Consider the following 15,860-nt stretch of genomic DNA (forward strand, 5'->3'; position numbering starts at 1 on the left):
AATCTAAATCATAATTGTAATGAGTGAAAAACACAAAGGACAAGTAGAGCAAATCCTAAACGAACTGGGTCGTAGAATCGACGACTTGATAGAAGAAGCCAAAGGAGCCAAAGATGAAATCCGTGATGAAGTAGAAGAGAAAATCCAGGAGCTGAAAAAGAAGAAAGAAGACCTGGAGGATGACTATACTGAGTTCAAAAACAAGAACGAAGGCAAGTGGGAGGAAATCAAAAATCACCTGGCCTCAGCAGCAGAAGAAATCAAGCTGGCAGCCGAAGCGGCATTCAAGAAAAAATCTTAATAGAATTAATCCTCCCAGAGACATGGGGCAGACGCGAAGTTCGGCTAGTTTTGCGACACAAATCAAAAGAAGAAGTGTATGCCTCCAATTGCCGTCTCTGTAGAAAAATTAAGCAAGAGTTATAACGAAAAGCAGCTTTTCGAAGGCATCACTTTCGGAATCGATCAGGGACAGAAGGTGGCCCTGGTCGGAGTAAATGGTTGTGGTAAAACGACTTTGCTCAATATCATTTCTGGCAAGGATACGCAAGACGAAGGGGAGGTTTCCTTTCAGCGGGACTTGAAAGTTTCCTATTTGGCTCAGTCTCCTGATTTGTCGGGTTTCGAAACCGTATTGGATTCGATTTTTGATCCTACACATCCTGAATCCCGACTGCTGGGAGAATACTGGCAATTGGTAGAGAAGGATGCGCCGACGGATGCCGATCAGGCGCGTATCGAGGTGCTGGTGTCTGAAATAGATGCGATCAATGCCTGGGATTACGAATTTCGCCTGAAAGAAATCCTGGGCAAGCTGGGCATCAACGATCTAAGGCAAAAAATCAGCAGCATGTCCGGGGGCCAGCAAAAGCGAATTGCGCTTGCCAAAGCCCTACTTGACCAGCCGGATTTTCTGCTTCTAGATGAGCCGACTAACCATTTGGATCTCGATATCATCGAATGGCTCGAAGATTATCTGGATACCGCCAATCTGTCCTTGCTGATGGTGACGCACGACCGCTATTTTCTGGATCGGGTGTGCAACGAGATCGTAGAGATCGACCGAGGGCAGATTCACAAATACAACGGCAACTATGCCTACTACCTGGAGAAAAAAGCCGAACAGGAAGAAATCCAACAGGTCGAAAAAGACAAAGCCAAAAACTTACTTAGCAAGGAGCTGGAATGGATGCGCCGACAACCAAAGGCGCGTGGTACCAAAGCAAAATATCGTGTAGACGCTTTTCACGAAACGAAAAAGAAGGCGAAGGTAGATCTGAGCAAGCAGCAGATGGAAATCAAGCTGTCGGGCCGTAGACAGGGTAAGAAAATCCTTGAACTCAAGGATGTGGCCAAATCCTGGGCGGATCAACCCATCTTTTCTAATTTCTCCCATGTTTTTACCCGAGGAGAAAAAGTCGGTATCGTCGGACAGAACGGAACGGGAAAGTCTACTTTTTTGAATGTGCTCACCGGTAGTGTAGCCTCAGATGCAGGAGAGATCGATCAGGGACTGAATACGGTCTTTGGCTATTACCATCAGCAGACCATAGAGGAGGATCCGGGCAAAAAGGTGATCGATGTAATATCGGAGATCGCCGATGCGATTCAGCTGGAGGATGGCAGCACGATTTCAGCCTCTCAATTGCTCAACCAATTCCTTTTTCCTCCCAAGGCGCAACATGACTTTGTGGCCAAATTGAGTGGGGGAGAGAAGCGTCGATTGCAGTTGCTCAAGGTCCTTATTTCCAATCCTAATTTCCTGATCCTCGATGAGCCTACCAACGACCTGGACATCGTTACGCTCAATGTGCTGGAGGACTATCTCGACAATTTCCAGGGCTGCCTGATGATTGTGTCTCACGATAGGTGTTTTATGGACAGGCTGGTGGATCATTTGTTCGTGTTTGACGAAAGCGCGACCATTAAGGACTTTCCGGGCAACTATACCGATTACAGAACCCAACTGGAAGAGGAGAAGAAGGCCCAACATGCTCAGAGTAGTGCGCCAAAAACAGACAACACCACCAAGGTGCGAACTGAGGAGAAGCGCAAGTTGAGCTACAACGAAAAAAGAGAGTTTGAATCCCTGGAGTCTGAGATAGAAAAGCTCAACGAGCGAAAGGCTGAACTGGAGGAGTGGATGAACTCGGGCGAAATGGATCATGAAAAGCTATCTACCTGGTCTCAGGAACTGCAGGAAGTCAACGATTCGCTGGACGAAAAAGAGATGCGCTGGCTCGAGCTCTCAGAGTTGGCCTGATCAAAGCGGACAATTCCTGTTGTCCGAGTGTCCGATATCGTTACATGTATTTTATGGTGATATTCTGAAATGTTTGTTTTCTAGCTGTTTAGGCGGTTTTAGTTTTTTGGCACAAGCTTTGGCATAATAGAGTCAAAGGTCAAAACTCAAAATAAATAAAACCAAAAGAGCCATGTCAAGCGGATGGAAATGGAACGATAAAAGAGTCTTAATAATTTTGCTGGGTGTAATAGCCGCAGTGATCATTGGGTATTCTTCTAATGCTTCGGATCTGTCTGTGGAACGCGGCTGGGTGAAAGCCAACCATGCCTCAATCGGACAGGTTGAGTTACCAAGGCTGATCTCGCTTACGGACATCAGCCGAGGCGTTCAAACATATTTCAAACTAAACCAATAAGAAGATGACACGAATATTGAAAAAATCACAGGACAAAGTTTTTGGAGGGGTATTGGGCGGTATTGCTGATTACCTGGGATGGGACTATACATTGGTACGTTTGGCATATGTGCTAATGACCATCATGTCGATTGGTTTCCCAGGGGTGATTATCTATCTCGTGCTTTGGTTTATCATGCCGGAGTAAAACATAGGAAATAATCAAATCATCGTGACGATGATAGTGAATGTCATAGAAGCTTGGTTGATAGAGTGCATCGGTACTCTTGACCAAAGGGCTTAGATGACATTTTTCTTTTGTATAAACGATCTCACAGTCATGGAAACCCATGAATTGCCTGCTGATGGCAAATTGCATTTTGTAAAAAGCTTCCTTTATAGAAAAGAACAAAGTACTTAGGAAGTCGGCTTTCTCTGGATAGCATTGATTCAGTTGATTGATTTCCCTGGGAGTAAAAAGCAGTTGCCATAGCTCTCGGGTGATTCTACCTATTCTTTCCAGGTCTAGACCTACAGAGCGAATCCAAACATTTTTGGTGACCATAGCACCTGCCATTCCATTCGTATGGCTGATTGATCCTGAATATCCTTCAGGCCAGATGGGTGCACCTTCCTGGTCTTTAAGTATCGGGGCATCTGCTCCGAAATGCTCCAGGCACTGGTGGGCACTGTATCGCCCTCTGCAAAAATCCAATTGTCTGGTGGGTTCGAAATTTTGATAAATGGAAAGCTCTTCAGCATGTAATACTTCAGCACCTAAGTTTTGGTTGGTAAAGCAAGCTCGAGCCTCTTCAGGCAAGAAAATGTCAATCATTAATAATTAGCTGGTTGTATGATTATCAGTTGAGATTAATCTGGTTTTAGGGGGTAAAAACATCGACTGCCTGAAGCTCAGACAGCCGATGTGGATATTTATTTTTGCATCAATACTTCTTCGTCGATGGTCAAGGCCGTTCTCAGATCATCGCTGATTTTCTCTCTGATGAAGTCCTTGTTGCGACTAACGAACCAGTGATCGCCATGCACCAGTTCCTGCTTGAATTTGGCGTTCGTGAGGTCCTCCCATGGACGCATCTCTTCAGGCAATGTCACCTCATCTTCTATCGCAGAGAAAACCGTGATGGGGAAATCGAATCGATCCTCTTCCTGAAACTCGTAGCTCGTCAATAGTGCCATATCTAGTCTCAAAATCGGAAGGATTTTCTTGACATAGTTGACATCATCGATATAGCTCATCAGTCCCAAAAGTTTCTGTTCCGAATTGCTCGAGATGGCAGACTGTTTCAGTACATCGCGGTTCTTCCAGGTTATGGTCATCTGAGGAGCCATCGTCCCCGAGCAGAAGAAATGCAGCGGTGTTTTACCATACTTTCGACGCAATCGTCTGGAAAGCTCGAAGGCCACCATACCACCAAAACTGTGTCCAAAGAAAGCGAAGCGTTCATCCAATAGTGGCAGGATTTCGTTTTCCAGATCATCCAATAGGAGTGTGAAATCCGTGTAGAGATCTTCGTGCTTTCTGTTTTCCCGTCCTGGCATCTGCACGGCATAGACGTCTGTGCCATCAGGTACATTGTAGAGAAAGTGATCGAACATCGAAGCACCCGCTCCCATGGAGTGAAACATAAAGAGCTTGATTTTGCCTTCTGTTTCACTGGCCTCTCGCTTTTTGTGAACGAACCATTCGTTGATCACCTCGATATCCTCTTCTGAAGTGATACCTGATTCATCCTCCAGGACTTGCTCTACGCTTTCGTTGGCAGAGCTTTTTAGATTCTCCAGCAAATGGTCAGCGATTTCCACTATACTCGGACCTTTCGACAGTCTCATCAATGGATAGTTGATTTCCAGTTTTTGAAGTATCCAGTTTCTCAATTGGTTCATCATCAGAGAGTCCAACCCAATGGCAGAGATGGATTTACCTTCGTTCAGCTTATCAGCCGTAGTACCCAGTATTCTGGCCAGTGAACCTTTCAAGTGCTCGATAAGAAGCGCTGGGGCCTGATCTTCTGCTGCGATGATGGTTTCACGCAATCCTTCGCCATTGCTCTTTGAAGCACCTACTTTTAGCACCTCGTCCGTCAACAGGTGAGCAAATTTTCCATCTTTTCTCAAGTGCTGGAAAAAATCTCTGAAGCGCAACCAGTCTACATTGGTAGCCATACGGATGCGATCGCCTTCTAGCATTAGCTTTTCCAGTTTGCTCAGGATTTGTTTCAGTGTCAATGGGATCCAGCCCTGACTATCCAATACATTCAAGACAGCCCCGTTTCCATCTTTGGTCATACCGGCATATTGTCCCAGTACACCCAGGTTGATGCTTTGGGCATGGAGGCCTTTTTGCTTTCTGTAGTCCACCAACTTGTCCAGGAAGTTGTTGGCCGAGGAATAGTTGGACTGACCCGGTACGCCTACCACTGACGACACAGATGAGAAGCAAAGGAAGTAGTCTAGATCTAAGTCTTCGGTAGTCTGGTGTAGGTTCCAGGCACCCATGGCTTTTGGTACGAAGACTTTCTCAAAGAGGGCTTTGTCCATTCTGGAGATGGTAGCATCTTGCAATACAGCCGCACCATGAATCACTCCACCAATCGGTGCATGTTCGTGAACTCTTTGCGTCATCTTTTTGACCTGTTCGATTTGAGACAAATCGAGGTTTTCGATCATGATATCTACGCCACTCTGTTTCATCTTGTTGATCCAGCTGTAATCATAGTCGTTTTTCGGACCGCTTCTACTGACCAGAGCCAGGTGCTTGGCACCTTTTTCGGCCATCCATTTGGCTATCTCTATTCCAAATCCGCTGGCACCACCTGTGATGATGTAGGATTTGTCAGGAGCGAATTGAATCTGCTCTAGAGGAAGGGCATGGACTGTTTCTCCTTCCATGCTTACCACCGTTTTGCCAATTGATTCTTCTTTCGATAAAGACTGAAGCGCTTCTGATAGATCATTGATGCTGAATACCTGTTGGGTCAGCGGCTGGATAGATTTGTTCTCTATCAGCTCCATGACTTCTCTGAACATGATCGCAGCTTTTTGAGGCTTCTGAGCCATGAGTCTGTCCAGATCCACTGCGGAGTAACTCAGATTATTTCCGAATCGTTTCAGGTGCAGGCTAATATCCTGGTAAATATCCTTCTTGCCCAACTCAATGAAACGACCAAAGGCACGAAGACATTTGATGCTTTGAACAATCGCCTTTCCACTCAGGGTATTGAGTACCAGGTCTACACCTTCTCCATTGGAGTCTTTCATGACTTCATCGTAGAAGGTCGCAGATTGACTGTCGTAGACGTAGGAGATGCCCATTTCTGTCAACAGCTTTCGTTGGTCATCTGTGTCAGCTGTGGCATATATCTCTACCTTTTTCCATTTGGCCAGGGAGATGGCTGCCAAGCCTGCATCTTCCGTTGCCTGATGGATCAAAATGCGTTCCCCGCTTTCGATCTGCCCAAGCTGTACCATGCAATAATAGGCAGTGAGATAAGCGACTGGGATAGTAGCAGCAGCCTCATGGGAGAGCGTATTCGGCTTTTTGACTACACAGTGAGACTGACTAATCGTTTTGCCCGCAAAAGAATTTGCTGCATAGGCGAGAACATCATCGCCAGGTTTGACATGGGATACTTTGCTGCCAATTCTGGAAACAACTCCGCTACACTCGAGTCCAATCTGACTGCCGGCTAGTCCGCCTGCCAGGCTTTCTTCGCTCAGAGATCCCTGGATGTTCCATAAATCTCGGCGATTGATTCCTGCTGCTTTGATGTCTATCTCAATTTCTGAATCTGACAAAGGTTGAGCAACTGTTTGACGGAAAGCGATAGAATCGATCATGCCCTGTTCTCTCAGGACAGTCTGGTAGTAAGAACCAGAAGCGGCCAATTCCAAGGAAGACTCTTCCTGAACCTTTTCCTTGCTGACTGCTTGCAGACGCTTGGAGAATATTCGCTTGCCTCTAAAGGCCAAATCAGATTCTGTTCCTCCATTGGATGGAGAAGAGATGATATTGGCCAGATTGGCAGTTTCCTTTTCGTTTTCGATATCCGATAGATCGGCGACTTTACAAGTGACCATCGGGTATTCGTTGAACATAACTCTGGATAGTCCATAAGTTGGTGCCTGAGCCAGGTTGATTTGAGGATCTGATTCCAGTACATTTTCAGCATTCTGATTGACAATCCAGATGGAGAACTGTAGTTCTTCCTGAATGATGGCATTGAAGATATTCAGGATTTTCCAGCTGAGGTTTACCGCATTATTCTTCAGATCCCCTTGTTTTTCAGTCAGTGGTAGAGTGATTATTGCTCGGTTCAAGGTCGGGTTCATTTCCTTGACCTTCTTCAACTCAGCGCGGACCATTTCTCTGTCAGAGTAGTCTGTAATCATCGAGTGAATCAAAGTTGTGTTATTGTCAACCAACTTTTTATTCAGGCTTTTGATCACAAAATCTTCTTCACGTATGACAAGAATCGTATTGTGTGAAGGCTTGAATTCAGAAGGCTTGATTTCGTCCCACTCGAATTCGAAGCAGCCAGAATAAGAAACATCTTCTTCCTGCTTTCTTGACCCTTCGATGTATTTGAAATCGATGCCTTGGATCTCGGCAACCAAACTGCCATCCTCATCCATGATCCAAAAGTCTCCTCTTAGAAACTCTGAGCTGGCTTCTTCCACCTGAATGTAGCTGTAGACAGATTTGGATTTGGGTTTCGCATGAAACTTGTATCGATCGATGTGAGTGGGGAGGTAAATGCCCCGCTCTTCGTCATCATCACTCATTTTAGCCGCGAACATACTTTGGAGACAAGCATCCAGGACTGCAGGGTGGAGGTTGTAGTCCTCTACTCCATATTCCAATGACTCATGCAGGTCTACTTTAGCCAGAATTTCTGGTCCTACTACCCACAGGTTTTTGATGAGTTTGAATGCGGGTCCGTACTGAAGCCCACATTTTTTGAGTTCCAGATACATGGGCTGGACAGGCAATCGATCATTCACTCGATGCTTGATTTCATTCAGTTTCACATGCTTGGAGATGAATTGATCTCCCAGCATGTTCATTTTTCCGTTCGAGTTTTTAATCCACTGCGCATCTTCTTTTTGAGTATCCTTGGTCAGGATGCAGTACCTGCCTTCCTCAGAGAATACTTCTATTTTTACTTCTGCTGGTTCTCCTTCTTCCGGTAGAAACAGTGCATTGTCAAAATTGATGTCCTCCAAAAATCCGAACTCCTGCTCAAAGGCAATCATGGCTGCTGAAGTGGCAATCTCTAAATGACCGGTTCCAGGAAAGATGATGGCATCATTGACACGGTGATCGTCGATGTAGGGATCTGTTCTTCTGTCCAGCATCACCTCAAAGCTGAAGTCATTTTCTCCTAACCCCGATTCTTTATACTCTTTGATCAATGGGTGAAGTTTTTTGTTCAGCCTTCTGGCTCTGTGTTTAGCAGGTTCGTGCCAGAAGGATTTTAGATCCCAGGTATAATTGGGTAGATCGTAGATGAGGTTAGACGTTGGATAGATGGCGTCCCAATCCAACTCGATTCCGTGGGTGTATAGACTTCCAAGTGTTTGCAAGAATCGAAGCTTTTCGTTTTCCTTTCTTTTAATAGAAGGGAAGATGACGGCACTTGAGTTCTTCATTTCAAAGACTTGTTCCGCGCCCGATGATAAGGCTGGGTGAGGGCCAATTTCGATAAAGAAATCATAGCCATCCTCTACCATTTGTTCCAATGCTGATGCGAAATAGACCGGTTCACGCACATTGTCGTACCAGTATTCACTTACCAGATGGCTGCCATCTTCTTGCTTGCCCGTTACGGTTGAGTATAGGTCGATTTTAGCTTTGGATGGAACTAAACTTTTCAGAGAATCAATCAACTCATCCTTCAGTGGCTCCATGTGATGGGAGTGAAAAGGAACGGTAACTCGTAGAAACTTATTGAAAATATCCTTTTCGGTCAGCTGTTCTGAGATATTGACCAAAGGCGCTTCATCTCCAGAGAGTACACACATTTCAGGTCCGTTGACCGCACCTATGGAAACAACGTTATTTACCTTTTCGATTAGTTTTTCTGCCTCCGCTAGCTTCAAGCCTACTGCCAGCATTTTGCCTTTTCCAGTAGCAGCGTGCTGTCCGCGACTTCTGTGAAAGATAACAGATACAGCTTGCTCAAGGGTGAGTGCACCCGAAGTATATGCTGCTGCGACCTCACCTATCGAATGCCCGACGACACCTTCTGGCGTGACGCCATGCTTTTTCCAGAGCTCAACCAGAGCGATTTGAATGGCCATAATGGCTGGCTGTGCGATTCGGGTGTCATTGATATTGGAGTTCTCCTCATCCTTGTTCATCTCCTCGAGTAGTGACCAACCGGCTATTTCTTTGAAGTAGCCTTCGATGGTCTGAATCGTAGATTTGAACAGGGGTTCGTTCGCGATTAGCTCTTGTCCCATGGCGTACCATTGAGGGCCCTGACCTGTAAATACAAAACCCAGTTTTTTGGCCGCTACGTCTACCTCTGCAACTGTCACGCCTGACAATACATTACCCGCTAGATAGGCATCTATTTTGTCCAGAATGTCGGCTTTGTCATGGAAGGCGATCGCGATTCGGTGTTTCAAATCAGATCTTCTGACCCCTGCGTTGTAGCAAATGTCTCTCAAGGAGTATTTGTCCTCGGCAATGAACTGCTTGTATTCCAATAGCAGATTCTTGAGGGCTGGGAGGGACATGGCGCTGGTTTTGAAGAGATACATATTCTCTTCTGGTGTTTTAGAAGGCGCTTCCTCTTTTGCTACATATTCTTGTAGCACGAGGTGAGCATTGGTTCCGCCAGCACCGAAGGAGTTGACTCCACCGATTCTGGGGCTACCATCTTTTTGCTCAGGCCATTCCGTGTTTTCGCTCACTACTTTGAGTTTCCAACCCTCCAAATCAATCTTAGGATTGACTTTCTGGAAGTGGAGGTTGCCCGGGATTTTCTTGTTTTTCATCGAAAGGGCCAGCTTGATTAAACCAGCCACACCTGCTGCACCTTCGAGGTGTCCAATATTAGTTTTGACTGATCCGATCATCAAAGGGCTATCTGCTGATCTACCTCCAAAGACATTGGAGAATGATTTGGTCTCGATAGGGTCACCTACCGGAGTACCAGTACCATGTGCCTCGATGTACTGCAGTTTGTCCACATCAACGCCCGCCATCTGATAGGCTTTGGTCAGCATGGCTGTTTGAGAAGTTTCACTTGGTACGGTAAATCCCTCTACCGTATTTCCATCCGAGTTGCAGGCCGTCGCTTTGATCAAGCCGTAGATTTTGTTTTTGTCCTTGAGGGCTTGTGAAAGGGGTTTCAGGTATACGACTCCTACACCTTCTCCTCTCACGTATCCATTGGCTCGTTCGTCAAAGGATTTGCAATATCCATCAGGACTCAAAAAGTTTCCTTTGGACATCATCATGGTAGATTCTGGATTGATGATTACATTGACTCCTCCGGCCATGGCACTAGTAGCCGATTGATCCCAGATGCTCTGGCAGGCGAGGTGTACAGCGACCAAAGCACCTGAACAAGCAGTATCGACTGATACGCTCGGTCCTTTCAAATCATAGAAGTAGGATATTCTATTGCTTATAGCGGTTCGGGAGGCTCCCATGGCGACATGAGGACTGATGGCATATTTGCTGTCCTGCTCGATTTGCATGTCCCAGTAGTCATTGGTGAATACACTCATGAAGACTGCCATGTTAGAGCCGCGTACTTTTGAGAGGGTATCTCCTGAATCTTCGATGGATTCAAATGTTGTTTGCAGTAAGAGTCGTTGTTGTGGATCTATTCTTTCTGCTTCTTTTGGGAAAATTTTAAAGAATTCATTGTCGAAAAGGTCCACTCGATCCAAAAAACCGCCTTTTTTCGTTTTGATTTTTCCTGCTTTGTTGGGGTTGGGGTCATAGTATTCTTCGTGATTCCAGCGGTCCTTGGGGATATCCGTGATTCCATCAACTCCATTCATGAGTTGTGAGTAGAATGATTCTGGTCCATGGATCTGTCCAGGTGTTTGGCATCCTATGCCTACAATTGCAATTTCTTCTTTATGCATTGAAGTTCGGGGATAAAGGTGAAAAAATATAAATAGGTAGATGCGGATAGCGCATCAGGCATTTCTTATCCGATATAGAAAAAATTTACTCTTCCGGGACTTGGAAGTGTCCGAAAAAATTCTTCTTTTAGATAACGGTATTGTGATTGAGCATGCACTTGTCGTGCATGGCTAGGAATAGGGTTGGATTTCATGGTTTGATTATAGCTGGTTTCTAAGTTTACTGGTTGAAAAATTAAATTCTTAGCAAAAGGTAATTACATATAACTGTATTGTCAAGTTAATAATATGAAAAAAATCATTTTTGTTTAAGAATACCTAAAAATGGGGACATCAACTTAGACAGAATTTGTTATTTTGTACTCTGGAATGAAGGCCGACCGAAATATTATTATTCAACCAGTTGAGAGCATTTCTTGTGATCAACCAAAAAAGCTAAAATGAGTGATTTTTTAATTTTCGTAACAATCATTGCGTGTGTTTGTGTCCCTTTTTCTTATATAACCAATTGGTACCTTTTTAGAAAGTCTTTTATCTATGGTCCAATTAATTGGATCATACTATCCATGTTTACCATTTCCATCAACTCGAGTGTGGTTGGTTTTTTTGGGTTGGTTCATTTATGGTACTTAGTTCCAATAGCTTTGGTCACCATATTCAAAGCATTCTATGCATTGAGTAGGAGTGTCGAGCTCCCGATGAAAAAGATCAATGAATCTTTTGATACCCTGGGGCAGGGAGATTTGTCCATGGATGTGTCTGACAAAGATTTGAAGAGAAATGATGAAATAGGTCGTTTTTTCAAATCCTTAAACGGGTTTACTGAAAAGCTTAGAGAGGCTTCTTCCTTTGCTCAATCCATGGGGAATGGAGATTTGGGTGTCAAATTTGAAGCTTTGAGTGACAGAGATGTTTTAGGTCAATCCTTGATCACTCTTCAATCTAAGTTGAGTGAGGTCGTAAGAGAAACCAATGAAGTAGTTAAGGAGGCAGGTGCTAATGGCAACCTGAAGGCCAAAATTGACGTGGCGAATAAAGCTGGGGTTTGGGCAGAATTGACTTTGTCTGTCAATCAATTGCTATCCTCAATTGCCACACCGGTATTAGAAGTGAATAGGGTAGTCAATGCGATGGCGCAGGGAGATTTGACTCAGAGATACGAGCTGGAGGCCAATGGTCAGATCAATGAGATGACGAATGGCTTGAATAGGGCTTTGGACAATTTGAATGATATTTTGTTAATTATTTCTAACCGGGCACAGGAGATTGGAGAGTCTGCTTATGAAATGTTGACTTCTGGTGAAGAAATGAACACGAATACACGTGAGATTGCCAGTGCTATTGAGCAGATGAGTCATGGTGCCCAGACGCAAGTGTCGCGTGTAGATCAGTCTTCGACCCTTGTAGAAGTCATGATGAACAATGCCCGTGAAATGGGAGAAAAAACAGATTCCATCAACAGTGCAGCCAAAAAAGGAGTGAGCAGCAGTGAAGAAGGTGCAAAGATTGCCAAGTATGTGGTGAACAGTGTAGGAGAGATCTCTGAGTACTCCAATAAAACCACTGAATCTATGAAGGTGTTGACTGAGCGTTCTAAGGAAATTTCCAGAGTGTTGGGGGTTATCACGGATATTGCGTCTCAGACCAATTTGTTAGCACTGAATGCAGCGATAGAGGCGGCTCAAGCGGGTGATGCAGGTCGAGGATTTGCTGTAGTGGCAGAGGAGATTCGTAAGTTGGCTGAAGGATCAAGAAAATCTGCCAGTGAAATTGAAACACTGATTGCAGATGTACAGAAAGATACTGCGGAGGCTGCAGGCGTGATTGATACCATGAATGGTATCGTAAAGTCTACAGTAGATGCCTCATCTCGTGCTGAGATAGTCTTCCAGGAAATTGAAAATGCTTCTACTGAAACTCTAGGTTACTCAGAAGCGATTCTTCAAGCGACTAATATGCAGTCTGATAATATCGGTAAGGTCGTGAATATCACAGAAGAAGTAGTAGTGATTGCTGAACAGACTGCAGCGGGCACTGAGGAGGTGTCTAGCTCAGCTACAGAGCTATCGGCCGGGATGAATAACTATATTGAGAAATCCAATTGGCTCAATGATGTCTCGAAACAGCTCAAGGATGGAGTAGCTAAGTTTACCCTCCGAGGAGATATGAAACTGGTCAATCTCGTTGAAAAAATAGATGATGACCAAGCTTCCACTGAGGAATACATAGAGGAGGAAGAGTTCGAAGAAAAGGAGTCCTGAATCAGGACTCTTAAAGCTTCGAAAAAGTTTGAATCCATCTTTCGGGGACTTCTCCTTTAGTCGCTTCTATATAGTCCGAGTGATCACAGGGGACCATATAGTTTCTGTCATAAATACCCGTGTGATTCACGTTAGGGACTTCCATCCACCACTTGTCTGACAGTCGACTTTTGTAAAACACGATAGACTCAGGATTGACATCCAGTGCTACAACATATTTGACATAGTCATTGGTTTGAAAGCCTTTTTCGTTTTTACGATTTTTGAAGCCTTCTATGAAATACCACACCATCGTAGCGATGACCATCGCAGATTGGCGATCCTCCGTATCTTTTTCTGGATTGTATTCATATATACCCACAGAGCTAAGCTTGTCATTCATGCCAGCGTACCACATGATCTGGCAGGCTTCCTCTCCAGTCAGTCCAAATACCTCGGCATGATCAGCCCCTGGGCAATACATTTTTTGTACGGCGGACAGGTCGAAGCTGAGCATATCTGCTTCTCTGATTAAGGGCTCTACGCGGCGGAAGTTTTCTCTCATGGCTCCCAGTCTCAAACTGCTAAAGCCCAATTGGTCCAATACTTTGGGCGCTCCAGGATTGACTAAATAAGACTGATGTCCGAGCTGTGTATAATTGAATAGGTAATTGGGTTCGTGGGTGAAGATCTTATGTAGATGACTTTGGTTGGCGGCATAGTGCGCCTTGTTTACAATGTCAAATCGAGAATCAACATTGAGGATGCTGACCATCTTTTCCTCTTCTTCGTAAGCCATGAACTGTCCCATATCCAGATCGTGCGAACCACCGATTAGGATAGGTAGAATCTGTTTTTGCATCAATCGATGGCAGACGGCCTGAATGCGCTTGTATGTTTCTTCTCTTTCAGGCCCATTCCTTAGGTTTCCCAGGTCGATGATGTTGCACATGCCTTCGCCTTTTTTCAGGCTGTAGAGTTTTTGGCGAATGTATTTGAGGCCAGCATCGTTGATGTTGGCACTGCCGCTTGTCTCGCTAAGTCCAATGATCGCAATGTCGATGGCCTCCAGGCTCGGCATTTTGTTTTCATTGATATAAATGGATTGAATCAACGAGTCGCTATCAAAATTTTCAGGATTGAGGCTGGCGTCTATGGGATTGAAAAAGAGTTTTAAGTCCATTCAGATAAGATGAATTTTGAATCAACCTGAATTTACCAATTCAGGAGAAAATAGTTAATTGATATATGAAAAATGGATGACTAGTTTCTGTCAACTAAAAGAGTCTTGAGATAAGATAATCCCTAGTAACTAATCAACTATTTTTTATTAACTCATTCATTTGCTCCTGCAAATGGATGCTGAACCAAAGCTACAAAAAAAGCCCTGACAGAATTGCCAGGGCTTTAAAAATCTTTCACGCGATGATTTATCCACCGAAATCGTCAAATGATACGTTTTCTGGAGGCACGCCCCAGTCGTCACACATTTTCAATACCGCCTGGTTCATCATTGGAGGTCCACAGAAGTAGAATTCGATATCTTCTGGAGAATCATGCTTCTTCAACTGCTGCTCAATTACTGCATTGTGAACAAATCCTAAGAAACCGTCTCCTTCAGTATCGTCCATGTCTTTTTTCTCTGTCCAGTTATCTTCTGGAAGTGGATCAGACAATACTACTTCGAACTGGAAGTTAGGGAATTCCTTTTCGATTTGTCTGAAGTCATCGATGTAGAACAACTCTCTTTTAGATCTACCACCGTACCAGTAAGTTACTTTTCTACCAGTCTTCAAGGTGTGGAATAGGTGGAAAAGGTGAGATCTCATTGGAGCCATACCAGCACCACCACCTACGTAGATCATTTCTGCGTTAGTCTCTTTGATGAAGAATTCACCATAAGGACCAGAGATAGTTACTTTGTCTCCTGGTTTTCTAGAGAATACATAAGAAGAACAGATACCTGGATTCACATCCATCCATTGATTCTTTTCTCTATCCCAAGGAGGAGTTGCGATACGAATGGTCAACATCACGATGTTCCCTTCTGCAGGGTGGTTGGCCATGGAGTAAGCACGGAATACTTCCTCATCATTTTTCATTTTCAAGTCCCACAGACCGAATTTATCCCAATCCTCTTTGAACTTGTCCGGACCAGCTGGATCGCTTGGGTCTGGTTTGATGTCAATGTCCTTGCTGAAATCTACTTCTACAGGAGGTACATCTACCTGGATGTATCCACCCGCTTCGAAATCAAGCGTTTCGCCTTCTGGCAGCTTCACGATGAAAGCCTTGATGAAGGTTGCCACGTTGTAGTTAGAAACTACCTCGCATTCCCACTTCTTGATACCGAAGATTTCTTCAGGTATTTCGATGTTCATGTCCTGCTTTACTTTCACCTGACATGCCAATCTTACGTTTTCCTTTTGTTCTGTACGGTTCAGGTGACCTACCTCAGTAGGTAGTACATCTCCGCCACCGTCTAGTACTTTACACTTACACATGGCGCAAGTACCCCCTCCACCACAGGCAGAAGGCAAGAATATTTTTTGTGCTGAAAGCGTGCTCAATAGCGTAGAACCCGCTGAAGCTACGACTGGGCTGCTTTCATCGCCATTGATTACGATGTTTACATCACCCGATTGCACCAGCTTAGACTGGGCAAAAAGAAGTATAAAAACCAATAGAAGAATCACGAGTGTGAAGGCGACTATTGAAGTGATTATGATAAAGGACATTGTTTGTAAATTAAATTTTCCGTCTCAATTTTTCTGGGCACAAATATAAGAGAATAAATAGGTAATACTTAAAGGTTAAAACCTAAAAGTCGTTAGGAAACAAGAATCATTTGGTA

At 44.4% G+C, this 15,860-nt stretch carries 9 protein-coding genes; 5 read left to right on the forward strand and 4 right to left on the reverse strand.

Annotation, left to right across the window (positions count from 1 at the left end):
• Positions 1-19 precede the first annotated feature (19 nt).
• From N7U62_RS21980 to N7U62_RS21995, 4 genes are all read left to right on the forward strand, one after another.
• Complete coding sequence (locus N7U62_RS21980) at positions 20-301, forward strand: sll1863 family stress response protein (RefSeq protein WP_264140272.1); 282 nt, start codon at positions 20-22, stop codon at positions 299-301.
• A gap of 78 nt (positions 302-379) precedes the next feature.
• Positions 380-2,263: an ABC-F family ATP-binding cassette domain-containing protein gene (locus tag N7U62_RS21985; protein WP_264140273.1), complete on the forward strand. Its 1,884-nt coding sequence runs from the start codon at positions 380-382 to the stop codon at positions 2,261-2,263.
• Positions 2,264-2,435: 172 nt separating this feature from the next.
• Complete coding sequence (locus N7U62_RS21990; protein WP_264140274.1) at positions 2,436-2,660, forward strand: hypothetical protein; 225 nt, start codon at positions 2,436-2,438, stop codon at positions 2,658-2,660.
• 4 nt (positions 2,661-2,664) lie between these two features.
• Entirely contained in the window at positions 2,665-2,847 is a 183-nt protein-coding gene (locus N7U62_RS21995; RefSeq protein WP_264140275.1) for a PspC domain-containing protein, read from the forward strand.
• Here the strand turns inward: N7U62_RS21995 and N7U62_RS22000 are convergent.
• Together N7U62_RS22000 and N7U62_RS22005 are read right to left on the reverse strand one after the other, a co-directional pair.
• Positions 2,773-3,474, reverse strand: coding sequence for a 4'-phosphopantetheinyl transferase family protein (locus N7U62_RS22000; protein ID WP_264140276.1), 702 nt, complete (start codon positions 3,472-3,474; stop codon positions 2,773-2,775). The two genes, N7U62_RS21995 and N7U62_RS22000, sit on opposite strands and share 75 nt — an antisense overlap.
• Positions 3,475-3,572: 98 nt before the next feature.
• A complete protein-coding gene (locus tag N7U62_RS22005) occupies positions 3,573-10,766 on the reverse strand; it encodes a type I polyketide synthase (RefSeq protein WP_264140277.1) in 7,194 nt (2,397 codons plus the stop codon).
• A 440-nt stretch (positions 10,767-11,206) separates the two neighbouring features.
• Between N7U62_RS22005 and N7U62_RS22010 the strand changes: the two genes are divergently transcribed.
• On the forward strand, positions 11,207-13,027 hold the full coding sequence (locus N7U62_RS22010) for a methyl-accepting chemotaxis protein (RefSeq protein ID WP_264140278.1): 1,821 nt from the start codon (positions 11,207-11,209) through the stop codon (positions 13,025-13,027).
• A gap of 10 nt (positions 13,028-13,037) precedes the next feature.
• Here the strand turns inward: N7U62_RS22010 and N7U62_RS22015 are convergent, their stop codons facing one another.
• Positions 13,038-14,189: a formimidoylglutamase gene (locus tag N7U62_RS22015; RefSeq protein WP_264140279.1), complete on the reverse strand. Its 1,152-nt coding sequence runs from the start codon at positions 14,187-14,189 to the stop codon at positions 13,038-13,040.
• A gap of 247 nt (positions 14,190-14,436) precedes the next feature.
• A complete protein-coding gene (gene nqrF / locus N7U62_RS22020) occupies positions 14,437-15,744 on the reverse strand; it encodes an NADH:ubiquinone reductase (Na(+)-transporting) subunit F (RefSeq protein ID WP_264140280.1) in 1,308 nt (435 codons plus the stop codon).
• Between the last annotated feature and the right edge of the window lie 116 nt (positions 15,745-15,860).

The organism is Reichenbachiella ulvae, assembly GCF_025833875.1.
Lineage (GTDB): Bacteria > Bacteroidota > Bacteroidia > Cytophagales > Cyclobacteriaceae > Reichenbachiella > Reichenbachiella ulvae.

What these genes read in the sequence shown, in the direction of transcription:
- N7U62_RS21980 (WP_264140272.1), top strand. Translation starts at nt 20, where the DNA reads ATGAGTGAAAAACACAAAGGACAAGTAGAGCAAATCCTAAACGAACTG.
- N7U62_RS21985 (WP_264140273.1), top strand. Translation starts at nt 380, where the DNA reads ATGCCTCCAATTGCCGTCTCTGTAGAAAAATTAAGCAAGAGTTATAAC.
- N7U62_RS21990 (WP_264140274.1), top strand. Translation starts at nt 2,436, where the DNA reads ATGTCAAGCGGATGGAAATGGAACGATAAAAGAGTCTTAATAATTTTG.
- N7U62_RS21995 (WP_264140275.1), top strand. Translation starts at nt 2,665, where the DNA reads ATGACACGAATATTGAAAAAATCACAGGACAAAGTTTTTGGAGGGGTA.
- N7U62_RS22000 (WP_264140276.1), bottom strand. Translation starts at nt 3,474, where the DNA reads ATGATTGACATTTTCTTGCCTGAAGAGGCTCGAGCTTGCTTTACCAAC.
- N7U62_RS22005 (WP_264140277.1), bottom strand. Translation starts at nt 10,766, where the DNA reads ATGCATAAAGAAGAAATTGCAATTGTAGGCATAGGATGCCAAACACCT.
- N7U62_RS22010 (WP_264140278.1), top strand. Translation starts at nt 11,207, where the DNA reads ATGAGTGATTTTTTAATTTTCGTAACAATCATTGCGTGTGTTTGTGTC.
- N7U62_RS22015 (WP_264140279.1), bottom strand. Translation starts at nt 14,189, where the DNA reads ATGGACTTAAAACTCTTTTTCAATCCCATAGACGCCAGCCTCAATCCT.
- nqrF (WP_264140280.1), bottom strand. Translation starts at nt 15,744, where the DNA reads ATGTCCTTTATCATAATCACTTCAATAGTCGCCTTCACACTCGTGATT.